The organism is Flavobacterium sp. Root420 (genome assembly GCF_001427905.1).
GTDB lineage: Bacteria > Bacteroidota > Bacteroidia > Flavobacteriales > Flavobacteriaceae > Flavobacterium.
This window is the reverse complement of record NZ_LMEF01000002.1, coordinates 36,490-55,777: the sequence shown is the minus strand read 5'-3', so window position 1 is coordinate 55,777 and position 19,288 is coordinate 36,490. Positions and strand designations below refer to the sequence as shown.

20 protein-coding genes are annotated in these 19,288 nt (G+C 31.2%); 14 read left to right on the top strand and 6 right to left on the bottom strand.

What is annotated here, in order from left to right; all coding sequences use genetic code 11:
• Positions 1–822 precede the first annotated feature (822 nt).
• Positions 823–1,869, top strand: coding sequence for a tyrosine-type recombinase/integrase (locus ASC72_RS03860; protein WP_056187086.1), 1,047 nt, complete (start codon positions 823–825; stop codon positions 1,867–1,869).
• Between the two features lie 260 nt (positions 1,870–2,129).
• Here ASC72_RS03860 and ASC72_RS03855 read toward each other — a convergent pair whose 3' ends face one another.
• Together ASC72_RS03855 and ASC72_RS03850 are read right to left on the bottom strand one after the other, a co-directional pair.
• Positions 2,130–2,567 (bottom strand): hypothetical protein, encoded by a 438-nt coding sequence (locus ASC72_RS03855; RefSeq protein ID WP_131725775.1) that lies wholly within the window; start codon positions 2,565–2,567, stop codon positions 2,130–2,132.
• A complete protein-coding gene (locus tag ASC72_RS03850) occupies positions 2,530–3,534 on the bottom strand; it encodes a hypothetical protein (protein WP_056187080.1) in 1,005 nt (334 codons plus the stop codon). The genes ASC72_RS03855 and ASC72_RS03850 overlap by 38 nt, the downstream gene beginning before the upstream one ends.
• 296 nt (positions 3,535–3,830) lie before the next feature.
• Here ASC72_RS03850 and ASC72_RS03845 point away from each other — a divergent pair, with 296 nt between their 5' ends.
• From ASC72_RS03845 to ASC72_RS03785, 13 genes are all read left to right on the top strand, one after another.
• Complete coding sequence (locus ASC72_RS03845; protein WP_056187078.1) at positions 3,831–4,616, top strand: toxin-antitoxin system YwqK family antitoxin; 786 nt, start codon at positions 3,831–3,833, stop codon at positions 4,614–4,616.
• 4 nt (positions 4,617–4,620) lie between these two features.
• Positions 4,621–5,832, top strand: a complete 1,212-nt coding sequence (locus tag ASC72_RS03840; protein WP_056187075.1) for a hypothetical protein — start codon at positions 4,621–4,623, stop codon at positions 5,830–5,832.
• Positions 5,807–6,151 (top strand): hypothetical protein, encoded by a 345-nt coding sequence (locus tag ASC72_RS03835; protein ID WP_056187073.1) that lies wholly within the window; start codon positions 5,807–5,809, stop codon positions 6,149–6,151. The genes ASC72_RS03840 and ASC72_RS03835 overlap by 26 nt, the downstream gene beginning before the upstream one ends.
• A complete protein-coding gene (locus ASC72_RS03830) occupies positions 6,132–6,632 on the top strand; it encodes a type II secretion system protein J (protein ID WP_056187070.1) in 501 nt (166 codons plus the stop codon). Before ASC72_RS03835 ends, ASC72_RS03830 begins: the two co-directional genes overlap by 20 nt.
• On the top strand, positions 6,632–7,759 hold the full coding sequence (locus ASC72_RS03825) for a type II secretion system F family protein (protein ID WP_056187067.1): 1,128 nt from the start codon (positions 6,632–6,634) through the stop codon (positions 7,757–7,759). The genes ASC72_RS03830 and ASC72_RS03825 overlap by 1 nt, the downstream gene beginning before the upstream one ends.
• Before the next feature lie 71 nt (positions 7,760–7,830).
• Positions 7,831–8,265, top strand: a complete 435-nt coding sequence (locus ASC72_RS03820; protein ID WP_056187064.1) for a type IV pilin protein — start codon at positions 7,831–7,833, stop codon at positions 8,263–8,265.
• Between the two features lie 2 nt (positions 8,266–8,267).
• On the top strand, positions 8,268–8,747 hold the full coding sequence (locus ASC72_RS24740; protein ID WP_157849257.1) for a prepilin peptidase: 480 nt from the start codon (positions 8,268–8,270) through the stop codon (positions 8,745–8,747).
• A 3-nt stretch (positions 8,748–8,750) separates the two neighbouring features.
• Positions 8,751–10,154, top strand: coding sequence for a GspE/PulE family protein (locus tag ASC72_RS03810; RefSeq protein ID WP_056187055.1), 1,404 nt, complete (start codon positions 8,751–8,753; stop codon positions 10,152–10,154).
• Between the two features lie 4 nt (positions 10,155–10,158).
• On the top strand, positions 10,159–12,063 hold the full coding sequence (locus tag ASC72_RS03805; RefSeq protein ID WP_056187052.1) for a type II secretion system protein GspD: 1,905 nt from the start codon (positions 10,159–10,161) through the stop codon (positions 12,061–12,063).
• Entirely contained in the window at positions 12,063–13,250 is a 1,188-nt protein-coding gene (locus ASC72_RS03800) for a PilN domain-containing protein (RefSeq protein ID WP_056187050.1), read from the top strand. The genes ASC72_RS03805 and ASC72_RS03800 overlap by 1 nt, the downstream gene beginning before the upstream one ends.
• On the top strand, positions 13,243–13,767 hold the full coding sequence (locus tag ASC72_RS03795) for a hypothetical protein (RefSeq protein WP_056187047.1): 525 nt from the start codon (positions 13,243–13,245) through the stop codon (positions 13,765–13,767). The genes ASC72_RS03800 and ASC72_RS03795 overlap by 8 nt, the downstream gene beginning before the upstream one ends.
• Positions 13,751–14,707: a hypothetical protein gene (locus ASC72_RS03790; RefSeq protein WP_056187045.1), complete on the top strand. Its 957-nt coding sequence runs from the start codon at positions 13,751–13,753 to the stop codon at positions 14,705–14,707. The genes ASC72_RS03795 and ASC72_RS03790 overlap by 17 nt, the downstream gene beginning before the upstream one ends.
• A 6-nt stretch (positions 14,708–14,713) precedes the next feature.
• Positions 14,714–15,223 (top strand): hypothetical protein, encoded by a 510-nt coding sequence (locus ASC72_RS03785; RefSeq protein WP_056187042.1) that lies wholly within the window; start codon positions 14,714–14,716, stop codon positions 15,221–15,223.
• Positions 15,224–15,403: 180 nt separating this feature from the next.
• On the opposite strand, the gene ASC72_RS03780 is transcribed toward ASC72_RS03785, so the two are convergent.
• The 4 genes from ASC72_RS03780 to ASC72_RS03765 form a co-directional block, all read right to left on the bottom strand.
• Positions 15,404–16,222, bottom strand: coding sequence for a DUF5694 domain-containing protein (locus ASC72_RS03780; protein ID WP_056187039.1), 819 nt, complete (start codon positions 16,220–16,222; stop codon positions 15,404–15,406).
• Between the two features lie 124 nt (positions 16,223–16,346).
• Complete coding sequence (locus tag ASC72_RS03775) at positions 16,347–17,303, bottom strand: lipid A deacylase LpxR family protein (protein ID WP_056187035.1); 957 nt, start codon at positions 17,301–17,303, stop codon at positions 16,347–16,349.
• Positions 17,293–18,066, bottom strand: coding sequence for a monofunctional biosynthetic peptidoglycan transglycosylase (mtgA, locus tag ASC72_RS03770; RefSeq protein WP_056187031.1), 774 nt, complete (start codon positions 18,064–18,066; stop codon positions 17,293–17,295). The genes ASC72_RS03775 and mtgA overlap by 11 nt, the downstream gene beginning before the upstream one ends.
• Complete coding sequence (locus tag ASC72_RS03765) at positions 18,066–19,178, bottom strand: FAD-binding oxidoreductase (protein WP_056187029.1); 1,113 nt, start codon at positions 19,176–19,178, stop codon at positions 18,066–18,068. The genes mtgA and ASC72_RS03765 overlap by 1 nt, the downstream gene beginning before the upstream one ends.
• Between the last annotated feature and the right edge of the window lie 110 nt (positions 19,179–19,288).

Genomic DNA, 19,288 nt, shown 5'->3' with positions numbered 1-19,288 from the left:
TAACTTTTATGGATTTGCAACACCCATTAGCAGGTCATAGAGAATTTGGATTAACAAATAATGGAGATAAATCGTACACCTTTTACACAAGAGGTGTTGACAGACTGTTTGGATTATTTGATACTTTATATAATGCAAAAAATCTAGAGGGATCTGCTTTTTTCAAACAAGCAGATCAAATATGGAACTATGTCATGGATGAAATTGTTAAATTTATTAATAATAACGGTGGTGAAGCAACGAAAACTCATAATTTTAATAGGAGAATTGATTGGGATAAAGACGTTAAAGATGAAGATAAATAACTAATTATGGTATATTTAAATAAAAACACTAGTATAATTTTACTAATTTTATTATTCATAAGCCTAGCGTATAGCTTGTTTTTTGTATTCATGATTGTGTATAATCTGCCAAGAGGCTTTTATAGCTACCTCGATTCTTTTCTTTATGGATATTTTTTGCATATGCCTGTATGGATAATAATCTTTGCAGTTGCCTGGAAATTAAGTAAATATTTCATAAAGTTAAATTATGTAAAACTTAAAAAACTTGTATTCTTTATTGCTGTATGTATAATCTTATGTTTGATTTTATCACATAAGCTACAGATTTACGTAGACTATATTTACATGCCTTTTTTAGTTCTAGACTTCTTTCTTTTTTTTCTTATTTCAAGAATCACTATTAAAAAAATAAAAGATATAAGATAATTTTATAAGTAAAAGAATTAGAGTTTATATTTAATCAAAAAAACTACATATATAAATGTGTAGTTTTTTGATTTTATAAACAAATGATTCTCATTTTGATTGATATTTTATGAAAAAAACTCATCCAATTGTTCCTCTATTCAAACAGTTTATAAAAGAAACCGAAACAGGTAAACGACTTAAAAAGAATGGTGAAAAAATAAAACCAGGTTCGATACAAAATTATTATTATGTATTAAATAATCTAATTCAGTTTTCTAGTGATACAAAATTTGAATTACGCATTTGTGATGCATCCAAACTAGATAAACGCGAACTCACATCTGAGAAAAGTTATTGGAAAAAATTCTATCAAAAGTTTACCGAGTTTTTATACAAAAAAGGTTGTCACGATAATTATGTGGGTGCCAATATTAAAGTAATTCGAGTATTTTTTAATTATTTGAAAAATGATAAAGATATCATTACCGGTGATTTTCAAAGATTATTCTATGTTCGAAAAGAAGAGATTGAAATTTTTGTTCTTTCTCCAGAACAACTAAAATTTTTAATACACGATAAAGAATTTGAACAAACACTTATTCCTAGTCATAAGAGAATTAAGGATATTTTTGTTTTTGGCTGTACTACAGGATTAAGATATTCAGACATTTTTTTGCTGACAAATAAAAACTTCGAACAAATGGAAGGAGATTGGTATTTGAAACTAAAATCTCAAAAAACAAAAACTTTTAGTTTTATCAAGCTTTCGGCTTATGCGGTTACTATTTTTCAACGTTATAAAACTACAAATAATAAAACAACCCTTTTTGGAACTATTAGTTTATTCAATTTTAATAAAAGTTTAAAGCAAATTGGTGAACAGGCTGGTTTTACGATGCCCATAGAGGTTTCTCGTGAAAAACAAGGTAAAACCCAAAAATTAACTAAGAAAACAGATACATCAAAAAACCGTTTTTGCGATAAAATGAGTTCACACATGATGCGACGAACTGCAATTACTACTTTACTTATTTTAGGAATGCCTGAACATTTAGTACGAAAAATTAGTGGACATAGCAATGCGAGTAGCTCTTTCAATCGCTATGTTCATTATGCGCAAGCTTATATGGATAAAGAGATTGAGAAAGTGCATAGTAAATTGGAGAGTTACTAAACTTAAAATCTAATACCAGAATCATATCCAGTATTAGTTTTCCTTATTTTAATTTGTGCTTTTTATAGCTCATCGATGCGGGTGCGAAGTCAGGAGACATTCACATAGCACGTTTACAAGTTTATTCTTTAATATAAACTCTTCGCAAGCGGAGAAGTAATTAATATAAAACTACGCCTTTTAGAGTTGTAGTTTTATATTAAACTTTTCAATTTTCTGTCCAAATTATATTTGTTCTAATCTTTTTATTCATATCCATTTTACTCAGTTACGCGAGTAAAAATTATTCTCTTATAATCTCCTGATCTGTCTAAATAGCAATAAAATGTAATTTCATTATTTTCATCACAGCAAATAGATATCTTGTCTTTTGTGCCATTTTCATTCATTAACAGTATATTAATAACCAATCCATTTTCTTCCAACAACCATTTCCCCTTTTGATCAATAAACGGTAGCCTTTTTGAAAACTCATATGTTCCATCTTCTTTTAATTTAAGAGTTAAATCTTTAATCAATTCAATTTTTTTGGAATCTGAGCTATATTGATTAATTAAATAAATTCCTACGGTCCTTTTTCCATATCCATTTGGATCATTAATTAGATAATAGATTAAACTAGCAAACAATAGCATTATAAACAAGGCAAATAGAAGTACATTAAGATTTTTTTTGCGGTTTCGTTTTTTTATTTTCACTTTTATTCTTTGGTTTATTTTCCTCTAATGACTTTTTTGATACTGTAAAGCTAAATGTTTGACTTATATTTCCAAAAGGTACATTTTCGTTTTCTTTTCTAACATAGGATTTTGGATAGTATTTCTCTTTGTCCCAAAAGAAAAGTTCTTTTCCAAATGCACCTGATGTCAAACTAGTGATGTTAAAAATTTGAACTTGAAGATCATCCTTTTTTGGACTTATTACAATAGTTCCAGAACCAACAAAACCGGTGATGGAGAATAAAGTACTATTCTTATTTGCGTCTTTTGCCAGCTCTGAAAATCCGAATGAGAACTGCTGAGCTGCACCATTACTTGATTTATACTCCTCTAATGCCTTTTTAACAATATCAGAATCTTTAAATTTTGAACTTATTATTCCATTTTCAGGAAAAACATAATTTTCAGGACCTGTTCCGTTAAAGAAATTATAAGTTAATGAGCCTACAACATAAGCCTCGTAATTGTTGAATTTTTTCGAATTAGATTCATCAACAAAATATGATTCACTATTATTAACATACATATTGTATGTATTAGCAGATTCTGTACTCGTATCAGTGATGTATGTGAATCCATTATAAGTTTTTGTATTTAAGAAGCAAGAAGTTCCATCGTCATTATAATCACCTTTTAAAATAGATTGATCCCTTGTCAAAGGTCCATTCATTCTATTTGTGTTTTGAACAGATTGATAAACAATATTTGCAACAGTAGTCATTGCCAGTTCTTCAGATTTACTTGGGATTTTTGGATTTTTATTGGGTTCTTCCCCTTCTAACTCAGTTGTCTTAATAACTCTATTTCCTGAAAAAACATATGGAGACCAATAAGGATACTTAGATAATAACGGATCCACGGCAAAAAACCTACCAATTCTAGTGTCCTGCATTAATCTCATCATCTTTCTCCTGTCCCTGGAACCCATAGCGATACTCTTTCGCATCTTCATGACGGTTTGGCACCAGCATTCCAAAAGGATAGTAATCTAAATCACTTTTAAGTCAATATATAAAAGAACTCACGCAACAAAACAATATCTAAAAAATGCGTCAAAAGGCAATTTTCAGCTTTTCAAAGATAGAAAATTACTGGTATTTCAGTGTTAATTTAATGGTGCAAAAGAGGAATTCTAATTTCGATTCCATAACATTTCTTTATCATTAAAAAACCTACAGAATTTATTTGTAAAAGAATTTTAAAAGTTTATCTTGCCCCAGTTTTATTAAAAAAAATACCACATTGAAAACAAAAGTATTATCCGGCTTTTTACTGCTTTTTTTTAGTCTTTTTTTGGTTTCTTTTTCAGATCCGTATGCCATTAAACGCATTTCTGATGCCAACTTCAGATATGAATTTTACACTACTGATAAAATAATAAAGGTAAAAGACCATAAAATATACTATTGGTTTAAAGGCGGTGCAATTCATAGTGCCGAATCGGGTATTGCCGGAACTTTGCTTCACCATAAATTTCTAAAAATGTATCATAGCAATCAGCTGGCTGAACAAGGTCAGTTTAAAGAAGGCTTAAAAGTAGGAATCTGGAAAACCTGGCATCAAAACGGAACAATTGAATCTGTTCAAAAATGGAAAAAAGGTTTAAAATGTGGCAACTATTTACGTTATGATCAAAATGGTGCTCTTGCCGAAACCGGAAAATACAGCAATGATTTAAAAACCGGTAAATGGGTAAACTTCGAAAAGAAAGATACGCTTGTTTACAAAAAAGGAACTCTTATTATCAAAAAACAAAAACTGTCTAAATCTCAGGAATACAAACTAAAAGAAGAACAGGCTAAAATTGAAAAATCTCAAAAAGAAGCAAAAGAACTTGAAATTACTCAGGATTCTAACACTTTAACTTCATACAAAACGGCAACCAAAGAAAAAGAAAAAGCCGAAAAAGAAAGAATAGCAAAAGAAAAAGCAGCGCAAAAAGAAAAGAAAAAAGCAGCTGATAAAGCTTCAAAGAAAGATTCTAAAATAAAATCTTTCTTTAAAAACATATTTACAAAAAAGCAATAAACTAATGGTCAAAGCTCATAGTTTATTATATGCCATTTACATCTGCTTAATCGTATCCATAATTTGCGGTGCATTGTTGTATTTTGCTAATTTGTACAATCAGCTTAACTTATATTACAATTTACAGGAAGAATTATATATTCAAAACCAATCCGTCGTAAATTTTGCCTTGGGAAATAAAATTATTCCGCAAGAAATTGAAAAAGATGAAAACTCAGGAATAGAAGGACGTTACAAAACCAAATCTTACGGTTTACTCACACTTTTACTGGCTGAATCATCTGTAGGAAATGATACTGTAACCTCAGCCCATTTTGTTGGAAGTTATATTACAGACAAAACTGCTATTTATTTAACCAATATATCCAAATCACTTAGCTATTCAGGAACCGTTACTTTAACAGGAAACAGCGAATTGCCTTCAGATTTTATTGAAACCGCCTATATTAACAACAGCGCAAATAAGTTTACAAATAATGGAAAAATCACCGTTTCGGATATTAGATTACCTGAAATAAATCCTGATTTTGAAAAAATATTTGAGCACACAGACGGTGTAAAAACGGCTTTAAAAGATGTCGAAAAACCTAAAGATTCACTTTATTACAATTCATTCTTTAATGAAACCAAGGATATTTATGTAAACTCGTCACTTTCTAATATTATTTTTAAAGGCAATTTTATTCTGAGATCAAAAGACTCTATCCGAATTCAAAAAAGTACAGTTCTGGAAGATGTTATTCTTATTGCACCAAAAATAACTTTCGAAGCAGGATTTAAAGGAACCGTTCAGGCATTTGCTACAAAAGGTATTGAACTTGAAGAAAAAGTAATTTTGAACTATCCCTCCGTTGTATGTGTTTACAACAAAAATGAAGAAGAAAGCAAAATCGTTATAAAAAAAGAATGTACAATAAGCGGTGCCGTTGTTCTTTTTGGCAATTCCCCTGATGATTTGGACAAAAGCAGTATTGAGATAGCCGAAGAAGGATTAATTTTTGGCGATATTTATTGTAGTGGAAAACTAGCCTTAAGAAGTAATGTTTACGGTTCTGTTTACACCAATCGGTTTTTTGTAAAAACAATGGCTTCGTCTTACGACAATACCATTAGCGATGTCGAAATAAATGCCAACAAACGACCTGCTTACTTTATTTCGATTCCTTTATTTAACAATCAAAAAACGGGCTATGGTATTCTTAAAAAAGTATTGTAGTCTAAAAGCAAACTCCATACTGGAGTCGGTAATCGCGTTAACCATTATTTCGATTTGCCTGTATTTTGCTATTTTGATTTTTGCTTCTGTTTTTACACCCAGAACATCGGCTAAGTTTTACAGCACTCAAAACAAAGTAAATGAACTGTTTTTTTTATCTCAATTAAAAAATGATTCGCTGCAATACGAAACTTCAAATGAAAATCTTTTGATAGAAGAAGAAATTGTAAATGATCATTTAAAAAAGATTTCGGTACAATATAAAGATAGCACACAATTTAAATTCGAAAAAAATTTTTATGTCGAAAACAACCCTTAATCAGAAAAATTTGATTCCGGCATTTTCGATTATAGAAACAATTGTCGGCATGGCTATTACAGCAATTATTATGGGAATATTATTTGTCATATTTAATATCGTAACAGAACGAATGATCGATTTTAAAAATCAGAATCAATTAGTAAACGATTTAAACCGATTAACTTATAGCCTTAATAAAGATATTTTCGAAAAAGAAAAAATGACCAGAATTGATAATGAATTATTTTTTAAAGGATATGCCGGAGAAAAAGTAACCTATAATTTTCAGGAAGATTTTACAATAAGAACTCACGAAACATTTATAGACACTTTTAAAATTAAATTAAAGCAAATCGTTATCGATACTGTCAGGAATAAATCGCAGCAATTATTATTTCAAAAACTAAAATTAAATGTAGAAATTAATGAAAACCCCTCTTCTTTAAATTTCTACAAAAGAGTTTATGCTAATGAATTATTACAAAAAATACCAAAATAATGAGTCTCGATTTAAGCACATATAAAGCACCAAAAGCAGAAAAAACTGATTTTAAATTACCATCAGCTGGTACGTCATTTCAATTTTCGAAAAAACTTTCTGACAAGAAGAAAGAAATTTTTTACAGAGAATTGGGCATGCTGCTAAAATCTGGTGTTGACTTTAAAAAAGCGCTAGAAATTATTAGTAATCAGTCGACTAATAATTTTGAGAGAGAAATTATAATTCAAATTAAAGACAAAGTTATTTCAGGAAGAAGTATTTATGAGTCGATGCGCGAAACAAATCAATTCTCGGCATACGAATATTACAGTATTCAGATTGGTGAAGAAACCAGAAAACTGGAAGAAGTTTTAGGCGAACTTCAAAAATACTTCAATCGAAAAATTCAGATGAAAAGACAGATTGTTTCTGTTTTGACCTATCCGGCAATTGTAATGCTTGTTACGATTCTGGTACTTTATTTTATGCTGAATAAAGTTGTACCGATGTTTAGCTCCGTCTTTAAACAGTTTGGAAGCGAATTACCAAAAAGCACGCAGATTATTATAAAAATATCCAATCATTCAGGTGCCATTTTTACAGTGGTAATTGCTGTAATTATTGGGTTGATCATCACGCATGCCTTGTTGAAGGAAAAAGATTTTTACAGAGCTCTTACCACTAAAATGATTCTGCGAATTCCGTATTTTGGAAACCTGATTAGAAAAATCTACATCTCACGTTTTTGTCAGGCTATGAATTTATTAATTACATCAAAAACAACTTTAATAAACTCTTTATCGCTTACGGCAAAAATGATTGGATTTTATCCCATCGAAATGGCAATTCACGAAATAAAAGAGGATATAACCCGTGGTGCCTCTTTAAACGAAAGTTTAAAAAAACACAATGTATTCGAAAACAAAATGGTTTCGATGGTTGAAGTTGCCGAACAGGTAAATCAGTTAGAAACTATGTTTGAGCGACTTACAGAACAATATAATGAAGAGATTAATCATCAGACAAAAATGATTGGTGTTATTCTCGAACCCATGATAATCATTGTTATCGGAGTAATTGTAGGTGTAATTATGGTGTCAATGTACGCACCAATGTTTGATTTAAGTAAAATAATAAATAAATAGTAATAGTTTCATTACAATTTGTATTTTTGCCGCCAAAGTATTAACATATTTTAATAAATAAATGCATACAAATGTTAGATAAGATCAAAAAATTATTAAAAAATAGCCAAAAAGCTACAATTAAAGCATACTCATTAACAGAGATCTTAATTGTATTATGCATTATCGGAATACTACTTTTAATGGTTTTACCCAATCAAACTTCAGTAATTGGTCAGGCGAAAGCTATTGAAGCACAAGCGATGCTTAATCAGTTGTATGGCCTGGAAAAAAGTCATTTTTACAGACATTCAAAATATTCAAACAGCCTGGAAGAACTAGGTTTTGAACAAGAGCAAACTGTAGACGAAGGCGGACAAGCCGTATATAAAATTGAAATTATTGAAGCCTCAAATGATTCTTTTGTGGCCAGAGCAACCGCAACATCAGATCTGGATGGAGATGGCAATTTTAATACCTGGGAAATAGACAGTAAAAAAATGTTAACCGAAGTAACAAAAGAATAAACTTGAAAATAACTTTACTTTGTTTATCAATTACTTTATTGTTTGTATTTTTTCAGGATTGGAAATACAGGCGCATTCATGTAGTATTACCTGTTGCGATCTTTCTTTTGTCTATTTACATAACACATACAAAACCTCCGTTATTTAAAAACCTCCTTTTAAACGGAGCCTTTTTTCTTATTACATTAATTGTACTTGTTTTTTATATGAGTATTAAAAACAAACAATTCCTAAATCCATTTGAACATTATTTTGGACTAGGTGATTTATTATTTTACATAGCTATTACTCCCCTGTTTATATTGCCAAATTTTATTTTATTTTTTATTCTGTCTATGATTTTTGCTTTGCTGTTACAATTCGTATTTAAAAAAATCATTCACGAAAATACCGTTCCATTGGCAGGATTTTCGGCATTATTTTTATTTATTATTCTGATAAAAGATTACTTATCTATTTATCAAAAACTTACTCTGATATAAATTATGCAGGATATCACCATTCTTTCAGAAAACCAGCATATTGTGTCAAGTGATCTTGCCAATCAATATCGAATATTACCAAAATCTGTTACTGACAATACTCTGGAACTGTATATTGATGATTCTTATAATAACGAAGAGGCCAAAGAAGAATTAGAACTTTTTTTAGGCAAAAACATTGTCTTTACACCTGTTGAATCTTATGAAATAGAAAAAGCACTTTCTATTTATTATAGAAAAGAACGTGGAGATAATTCTAATAAATCATTAAATTTTGACAAAGGAGATTTCCTGGAAAATTTATTGGAAGAAGCCAAATCCTTAAAATGTAGTGATATACATTTTGAAGTTTATGAAAATTCTGCCCGAATTAGATTTAGAATCGACGGGCAATTAATTGAACGCTATAAAGTTGAACGCGAAAATTATCTTGAATTAGTCAACAAAATAAAAATAAAGGCTAAACTTAATATTACAGAAAAAAGATTACCACAAGACGGAAGGATTACTAATGATTCATTTGACATCAGGGTTTCTATATTACCAACTCTATTTGGCGAAAAAATAGTAATGCGTTTATTAGGTCAGGATGCTTCGAATATTGACTTGAGCACACTTGGCCTACAAAAAGAAGAATTGGAACATTATCTGGAAGCTGTAAAAAAACCAAATGGAATTATTTTAATCAGCGGCCCGACAGGTTCAGGAAAAACAACAACCCTTTATGCGACACTGCGATTACTTAATGATAGCCGTAGAAACATAGTAACTGTCGAGGATCCTATAGAATACACTTTAAAAGGAATTAATCAGGTACAACTAAAAGAAGATATTGGCTTAACCTTTTCATCGGCATTAAAATCATTTTTACGACAAGATCCGGATGTAATCATGTTAGGAGAAATTCGAGATTCTGAAACTGCTTTAATGGCGATCAGAGCGTCTTTGACCGGACATTTAGTATTATCAACAATTCATACCAATTCGGCAATAGGCACAATTTCAAGATTGATCGATATGGGCGTTCCCTCCTATTTAATTGCCGAAACCTTAAATCTATCTGTAGCGCAACGATTAATTCGAAAACTTTGTAATAATTGTAAAAAAGAAGCTCTTTTTACAAAAAAAGATTTTCCAATGAATTACCAATTTCCATATGAAATAACATCATATTACAAACCAGTTGGATGCAATCAGTGTTTTCATACCGGATACAAAGGAAGAACTGCAATTTATGAAGTCCTTACAATTGATACGTTAATTGCCGAAGCGATAAAAAACAATACGGTTACTGAATTATTCAGCAACGACGAAAATTACAAATCACTATCAGAAAAAGCTTTTGATATTTTGGCCGAAGGAGAGACGGCTTTAGAAGAAATATATTCTATTTTAATTAACTTATAAATAAATGTTTAAAAAATTAGGTTACGTAATTATTGTACTATTTTTTACAAATAGTATTATTGCACAACAAGATATAAACGAATTAAGCAAACAATTTGATGCTCTTTCTATACAAAAGAAAGGTCTTAATGAAACTATTAAAATAGATGTTTCTGGCTTAACACTTCATGATTTTATTTCTTCAATTGCCGAAGAACATCAACTAAATATTGATGTCGACACTGATTTAAATCAGACTGTATCCAATAACTTTTTTGATGTTACTGTAAAAGATGTTTTTATACATCTTGTACAGAAATATGATCTTGAAGTTTCTTTTATGAATAATATTATTCTTTTCAAAAAAAGAAAAGCCGTCACTATTGTCGCGAAAAAGCTTCCAAAAGTAATTGATGTAAGCTATAGTTCTCAAAATGATTTTCTTTCTGTTAAATTAGAAAACGATACATTATCAGCAGTTGCAAAAGCAATTATTGATAAATCAGGTAAGAATTTAATATTGGCAACCGATGTCAAAAATCTTCGTGTATCTTCTTATATCTTAAATCGTCCTTTTGACCAGGTTATAGAAATGATGTCAAAATCGAATGATTTAATTGCTACTAAAGACGAAAATGGTTTCTATTTTATAGAAAAAAACAAAGACGGAACAATTTCTCTAAACAGCACTAGCCAAAAAGCAAAACAACCAAAAGCCAGTAACGGATTGCCTGGTTATTATGAGGTAAACTTAACTAAAAACGGCCTTTTGTCTGTAAAGGCATATATCGCTGATGCATCTGATTTATTGACCGAAGCCGCAGAAAAATTACATGTTAATTATTTTTTATATAATAAACCTGAAAATGAAAAAACGACACTTTCTGCAGACAACATTACGTTCGACGAACTATTATTTCACATCTTTAAAGGAAAAAAATATACCTATAAAAAACAGGACAATTTATATTTAATTGGAGAAGAAGTTTCTGAAGGATTAAGAGCAACAGAAATAATTCAATTAGAAAACAGGTCTATTGAATTGGTACTTCCTTCATTGCCTAAAGTCTTTTCGGACAAACTTGAAATTAAAGAATTTGTAGAATTAAACGCATTAGTTGCTTCAGGGTCAAAATCAATACTTGAAGAATTAAAACTATATATCAAACAAATTGATAAAATAGTGCCAATGGTTCAAATTGAAGTTATCATCGTTCAATACAATAAATCGCACGATGTCCAAACAGGAATGAAAGCGGGACTTGACAAAATCAATAAACAAGTTACCTCAGGAACATTATTTCCAACAACAGATGTCACTGTAAACTCAACCTCGGTAAACAGCTTAATTGAGGCATTTAATGGTTTCGGAATCTTTAAACTCGGAAAAGTAACTGAAGCCTTTTATCTAAATTTAAAATTGCTTGAAAACAATTCTATCGTCAAAGTAGAATCAACTCCAAAAATTGCTACCATTAGTGGTCACGAAGCGAAGTTGTCTATTGGAGAAACAAGTTACTATTTTGAACAAAGTAACCGTTTAATCAACAGTAACATCGGAAACGACATCTTAAATTCAGGAACCTGGAAATCTACAGATGCCAACTTAAGTCTTTCTATAAAACCTTTCGTTTCTATGGATGAGAATGTAACACTTACTATAGTAGTCGAAAAAAGCTCTTTCTTAGGAAGAGCCGGAGAAACTGCACCTCCTGGAAAAGCAACGCAAAAATTTGAATCTTTAGTCCGTGTTAAAAATGGAGAAATGATACTGTTAGGCGGTTTAGATGAATTGAAAAAAGAAGATTCTGGCTCAGGAACTCCTTTATTATCCAGAATACCAATTATTAAGTGGTTCTTTAGCAGTAGAAAGAAAGGAAAAACCAATTCAAAATTGCACATTTTTATTAAACCAACAGTGGTATATTAATGATTACATTTTTATCTAAAATAATAAAATTAAACAACTTACATGTAATTGGAATCATTAAGAAAGATAATGAGGAAACTTATTATGTTCTTACTGTAAAGAAAAAAGGAACTAAAATTGATATTGTAAGTGCGGTTTCATTTGATACATTTGAAAAAATCGCCCAAAACATTGATCTCAAAATTCCTGTGCTTCTGGCTATCGATGGAAAAGGGATTTTAAACAAAGAAATAAATTTCAATAATGAAACCGACGTAACCTGGTATAAAAACATTGATTTCGAATCAATCTATTATACGAGTTTAATTGGATCTAATAGCAACTTTATCAGTTTTTGCAGAAAAAACATTGTAGAAGAGATCACTGAAAAGTTTCTGAAAAAGGGTTTTCAGGTAGTAGATATTTATGTAGGTTCGTTTTTGTCGGGTTTATTACATAATGCCATAAAAAAGGATTTTATCACATCAAATGATATCGTCCTGCAATTTGAAAACGGAAAAGTAGCAAACTTTACAAAACAAACCGAACCGTTAAAAATAGAAGAATATAAACTAGGAAAAGAAACTATTTCGAGTAATTTCCTGCCCCTTTATGGTATCATTGTACACTTTTTTGTTCCGTTGAAGGAAGTTGAAAAAACAAAAAATGATGCTTTAAATACCGAAGAGATTATTTATAAAAAAGCATTCAACATTTTAGGAATCACAATGCTTGTTGGTTTTTTAACAAGTTTACTTATAAGTTATTTTCTAATACAATATTACGGTTCAAAAAATGCCGAATTGAACCTTCAGAATGTATATTCTAATCAATCCTATCAGTTAATACTTGATCTGGAAAAACAAAAGGAAAACAAACAAAAGCTTTTAAGGGAATCTGGTTTTTTATCAGCAAAATTTCTTTCTTTTTATAGCTACGAAATAATCAAGGAAATTCCACATGATATTTCATTAACCGATTTAAATATAATTCCAATAAACAAAGAAATAAAAGCGAATCAGAAAATAAGTTTTGATGCAAAAACTGTCATTATTAAAGGAGAAACTTTCAATGAATCTTCGTTTAACAATTGGATGGATAAATTGAAAAAAATGAGTTGGCTTAAAAATTTTGAAATTATAAGCTTTAAAAAAGACAAGAAAAATAAATCTCAATTTGAAATAAAAATCACGATAAAAGATGTTTGAGAAATATTCCTATAAAAAGAAATTTACGATACTATTATTAGTCTTTTTTATGCTTTTGATAACGGCATATAAAAGATCTTTTCACACTTTATTCCAGGTAATAAACGAATACAAAACATTGTCTGACAAAACTAACGACATCAATAAAAAATCCAATAGTACAGAGAAATTAATAAAAGAAATTAACTACTTAGACCGTGTTACAGGAAAAGAAGGAGTTACAAAAGAGATTGTTCAGCAAGGAATAATTAGTTTTGCCTCTACAGAGGATCCTGAAATTTCCATTAACGATTTGCAATCCTCTCACGTTTTTTCTGATGAAAATTATCGAATAATAAGCAATCAGCTTGATGTAACCGGAAATTGTAATCAACTAATGTCCCTGGGTTATAATTTTGAAAAAAAGTTTGATTTTTCCAGAATTGTCAGCATGAATTTTTACACGACCAAAAAAAACAATACTTCTGAAGTTTTACATTTAAAAATGATTTTTCAAAATTATGAAAACAATAAATAAAATTATACTTACTCTTTTTACTCTTTCAATAATGTCTTGTGACGATGTTTTTGAAGAAGATATTTCAGATGATATAATAGAAATAGTTTCTCCAAAAGATAAAACTACGATCGAGAGCAACGTTGTTAATTTTCAATGGAATACTCTTGAAGGAGCAAAAAAATATCGCTTGCAGGTATTCGATCTGGACGAAACAATCGTTGTCGACTCTTTGGTAAGCAAGACCAATTTAACCTGTCCCTTGCTAGCGGGAAGTTATAAATGGAAAGTTAGAGGAGAAAATTTTGCCTATGAATCAAACTATTCAAAGACTTCAACTTTCTCCATGATGATATCTGATGATTTGGCCAATCAACAAGTTGTCTTGTCGAGCCCTGACAACAATATTTATAAAAATACCGCCAACATTACACTAAAATGGCAAATACTGGCCGCCGCTACAAGTTATAATGTCGAAGTACTAAATACAACCACCGGCGAATCTGTTTATAAGGCAGAAAACATGACCGAAACATCTCTTGTGTTAAGCAGTACAAATTTGGTAAAAGATGCAACTTATCAATGGAAAATAAGAGGAGTAAACGGTATCAGCCAAACAGCACAATTCTCTACAAGAACTTTTATGATTGATACGGTTGTTCCAAACTTACCGCAAAACAATCTTCCTGCTACAAATGCTGTAATTACAAATAATCAGGCAACTACTTTTAGCTGGATTTCGCCAACAGACACAGGAACTATTCAATCACCTCTTTTATATACTATCGAATTTTCAACTACAAATACTTTCGCAACTATCTTTTTTACAACAAACAATGCAACTACATCGTACCAGTACACCTTTAATACAATTGGCGATTATTACTGGAGAATTAAAACGACTGATTCTGCAGGAAATATTAGTACATATAGTACCCCATTTAAGGTGACAGTAATTTAAAATAAAATGGTCAAAAAGAAAATCAATATTATCTTAATAATTATAGTTTTAGTACTATGGGGATCTGTATTTTACAAAACAATCAATCAATATTTCTTTGCAAAAGAAATAGCTGTAAATACGGTCTATTCCTCTGACAAAATAGAATTCAATCAGATTAATAAGGATACTTTTGCATTAGAAAAAGTATCACGAGATCCTTTCTTAAACAAACAAACTCACGAAGTTGTTTCCTATCCAAAAAAATACCATACAAATAATACTCGAGCTGTAACTAAAAAAGCAAAAACCGTCGCAATACAACCTCGTGAACTAATCGTATGGCCACCAATTTCTTATCATGGTTATATAAAAGATTCACGTGGAGAATTGGTAATCATAAAAATCAACCAAAAAATTTATCGTTTACGAAAAGATGCTCTTATACAAGGCATTATACTAAAAAAAATATCCAGCGACTCACTAGAATTAGATTTTAATAAAGAGAGAAAAATAATCAAACGTTTTAAAATCTAATTAAATTCAGGAGCAGAAAATTTTGTTTTCAAAAGACGACCCGTCCCGCTCTCCCTTCCAATCTTTTGCGTCCGCCGCGGCGGACACAAAAGGATTTCCTCCCGAAGCCTCAGGACTATCGGGACTAGATTAGCCGTTTTTGTTTTTATAAGATCTTTGAGTTGGGATCTTGAAGTAAATTTATTTTAGCACACTATTTACTTCAACGACTTCAAAATCGTCATTATTTTGAAATAAGTGTTTTAATATCGGAATATGTCCTTGCCCAAATATTAGTATAACATATTTGTCATCTGCCGTTATTTGATTCATTACATTAGCGTAAATCGCTAAATTCCTCAAATACCAATCAGAAACTGCTTCGGCACCAATATAATTTTCTCCTGCTCCAACTTTTGCTAAATATTTTAAGTACAATGATAAATTCTTCTTCAAAAGCTCCTCTTTGTTTATATATTTTAGTATTTCTGTTATTGAATTTTGTTTTACTACACCATCAAATTCAAGTTTTAAGTTATTAGCATTAGTACCTAATTCACTTAATAAATACAACTGATTTTTTTCTTTAGCAGTTACAGCAACTAAACTGTCATGTTTCATTCCATAAAAAATATCTACGCAATTGATATGTTTTAAATTTAATTTTTTAGCCAATCTAAAACCAATTTGCTCTCGTTCAGAAACGGTTAATTTATACCTATTTTCTGAATACGCCTTATACAAACTATCAATTTGCTTTTGTTGATTAAATAGTTTTTCGATCATCACTTTATCAGCATTTGTTCGTTTTAAAGTTTCAGTCAATTCTTCCAGCTCCTGCTGTCTCTTAGGAGCTAAAAAATCGTCTGTCTTTAATTCATGCGCATCTAAATGAGGTGTTTCGAAGTGAATTGTCCCAATTAATAAGATTTTAGTTTTATGTTTAGATGCTTGTCCAAAACTTGTAGTTACTAATAAAAGCGTAATTAAAAATGTAGAAATTGTTTTAATGAAAGTCATTTTTTAGTTTGTTTTTATCGTTGTCGTTCTCCCAAATTACCACCAAATTAGGGCTATAACCCCAAAATTGTTTTTTACATTTATGTTTAACCTAAATGTATTAGCGCCTTCGTGGCAAATAACCCTACTTAATCAAAAACCCCAATCGGATCGATCCATAAAAATAACCTGAATTGGTATTCGTTTCAGGATCTTTCAATTCACGGCCTCGGTAAAGAAAAGAATAAGAAATATTGAAATTGTTATGGCGGTATTTCAAACCAAATTCGGCGTTGAAACGAAGCGGTTCCAACTCAAAAGTCACCGGACTGGTGTCGCTGAACATACTGCCTTCTATAGTAGCATCGTAAAATTGGTAATTGACACTTGGCATCGCATAAAAGTAAAATTCCCTCACATTAAATTGCGGTTGAGAACTCACAGAAGCGTCATGCAAATTAGAATCATAAACAGGAAGTAATTTTTTGAAACCTATTCTGGCTAAAAATCCTGTAGAAACACCATCAAAAATAGTCCCCAAATTCGCTTCAGATTGAAAATGAAGATCTACAAAATCGTTGTGTTTGTCTGGAAATAATTTCTTCGAATACATGACATGCGCCTGTACGGCAAGTGCATTATGAAGCTGATTTTCCCAGCCATAAACTTTTTTATAACCAATAATATGGTGAAAACTTTCCTGGGTTTCGCGGCCAAAAGCATTTGGCCCCATATAACCCAATTGAAAATCGGTCTTTAAAACGGATTCACTGTTATAGAAAAAACTTCTTCCGGCCTCGGCAAAAAGATATCCGGTAAAAGGCCGATCATTAATATCAACAGCCGTTTCATTAATAAATCTCGGATTGTAAATGTATTGTCCAACGCGAAATTCGGTAATCTTTTTATTGATTTTTTCGTTTTCGTTTTTGGATAGATATCTGAAGAAAAGTTCTAAACCGTTCGTATAATACATATCGTTTTTAGACGAAGTGTATAAATCATTATCGGAAATAAAACCAAATTCTTTTGTTTTTCCCTGCCCAAAAGATAGCGCTGTGGTTAGAACCAGAAATACAAAACCAATCTTTTTATTTCGCATTATAATTTATTTTTCCAACGGCACGCATTTCTCGAACAATTCGCTCTTTACGTCGATTGATATAACTTGATGAACCTGTTGCTTTAAATTTTCTCGGGTTTGGTAATATTGCTGCAATTCCGGCTGCCTGCATGGCAGTTAAACTGGAAGCATCACGACGGTACCAATGTTCTGTCGCCGCATAAGCTCCGTAAACACCATCGCCCATTTCGATACTGTTCAGATAAACTTCCATGATGCGTTGTTTCCCCCAAATAATTTCGATTAAAACGGTAAAATAAGCTTCTAAACCTTTACGGAAATAACTTTTTCCCTGCCATAAAAAGACATTTTTGGCGGTTTGCTGCGAAATGGTACTTCCGCCACGAATTCGGCGTCCACGTTCGTTGCTTTTGTAGGCTTTTTGAAGCGCCTTAAAATCGAAACCATTATGATATAAAAAAGTCCCGTCTTCACTGGCGATAACCGCTTTCTGCAAATTCATCGAAATTTTCTCAATAGGTTCCCAGTCGTGATCAAAGTAAACTTCCTTTCCGCCTAATTTATTTTCGATAGCACGAATCACCATTAAAGGTGTAAAAGGTACCGGCACATATTTAAAAATGATGACTGATCCGATCGAAAGTCCGAAAAACCATAAAAACAGTTTAATAAAAAACCATTTTACTTTCTCGCCAAACGTTCGATTGGTTTTCTTTTTCGCTGCTGGCTTTGGTTTACTTGCGGTTGTTTTTTTTGGTGCTGGTTTTTTGGTTGCTGCCATTATATTAAATCTGCTAATTCTGTTCCTATTAAACTGCCTATTGCTACGCCCATTCCGCCTAAACGCACTCCACAAAACACGTTTTCAGACAGTTGCGAAACAACAGGATTTTTACTGTTCGCTACTCCCATAATCCCGCTCCAACGATGCGCGATCTGGAAATCCTGATTTGGTAAAATTACATTTTTCAGCAACTCTTCCAATTTATTTTGCACAATTTTCGTCTGTCCAAATTCGGTTGTGTTTTCGGTTTCAAAATCTAAGTTTCGGCCCCCGCCAAGTAGGATTCGGTCGCCTATATTTCTGAAATAATAATAACCGCGATCCAAATGAAAAGTGCCCCGAATATCTAAATTCGGTATTGGTTCTGTAATTAAAACCTGGGCTCTCGCTGGTTGAACTGCTCCTTTTGTTAACGTATTTGCAAAGCCATTTGTTGCGAAAAGTATTTTTTTTGAAATAAAACTAAAATCATTCAATGCAATTTCAACCTGATTCCCAAAATCAGTATAACCTGTTACGGTTTGCTGATTCAAAATTAAAATATCAGCAGCAACAGCTTGTTTCAGCAATTCCTGCATCATATTTCCCGTATCGATCTGCGCTTCAAACGGATTAAAAATTAAATAGTCCTGTATGTTTCCAAAACCAAAACGGTCTGTTTCTTTGGCAAAAACATCAGCTTTAAAAAGTGGTTTTAAAATTTCGTTTATAAAAGGCAATCTCGAAATACATTCTCCAAAACCAAGATCGTCTTCTTTCAAAAACAACTCATATCCGCCGTGAGGTTTAAAATCAATTGCCGAATCTCCCAATCTTTTTCGCAGTAACTGCAATCCTTTCCAACGCTTTTCTATCAAATTAACAACATCTTCTTCTGAATGTGTTTTGAGATCTTCCATAATTTCAGAGAGACTTCCGAAACAGGCAAAACCGGCATTTTTCGTACTGGCACCCTGAGGTAACATTCCTCTTTCTAAAACTAAAATTTTAGCCGTTGAAAATCTTTCGCGCAAGCGTAATCCTGCGTGCAAACCTACGATTCCACTTCCAACTATGGTATAATCAACATTTGTAAACCAGTTTTTTAATTCCCAATAACTTAATTCCATCTTTGACTTAAATTAAATTCCAATCTTTTAAATTCCAAATTCCAATTTAGGAAATAAATTTAAAACTTTACTTTCAATCGCCACGAATTCACGAATTTTCATTTTCAAAG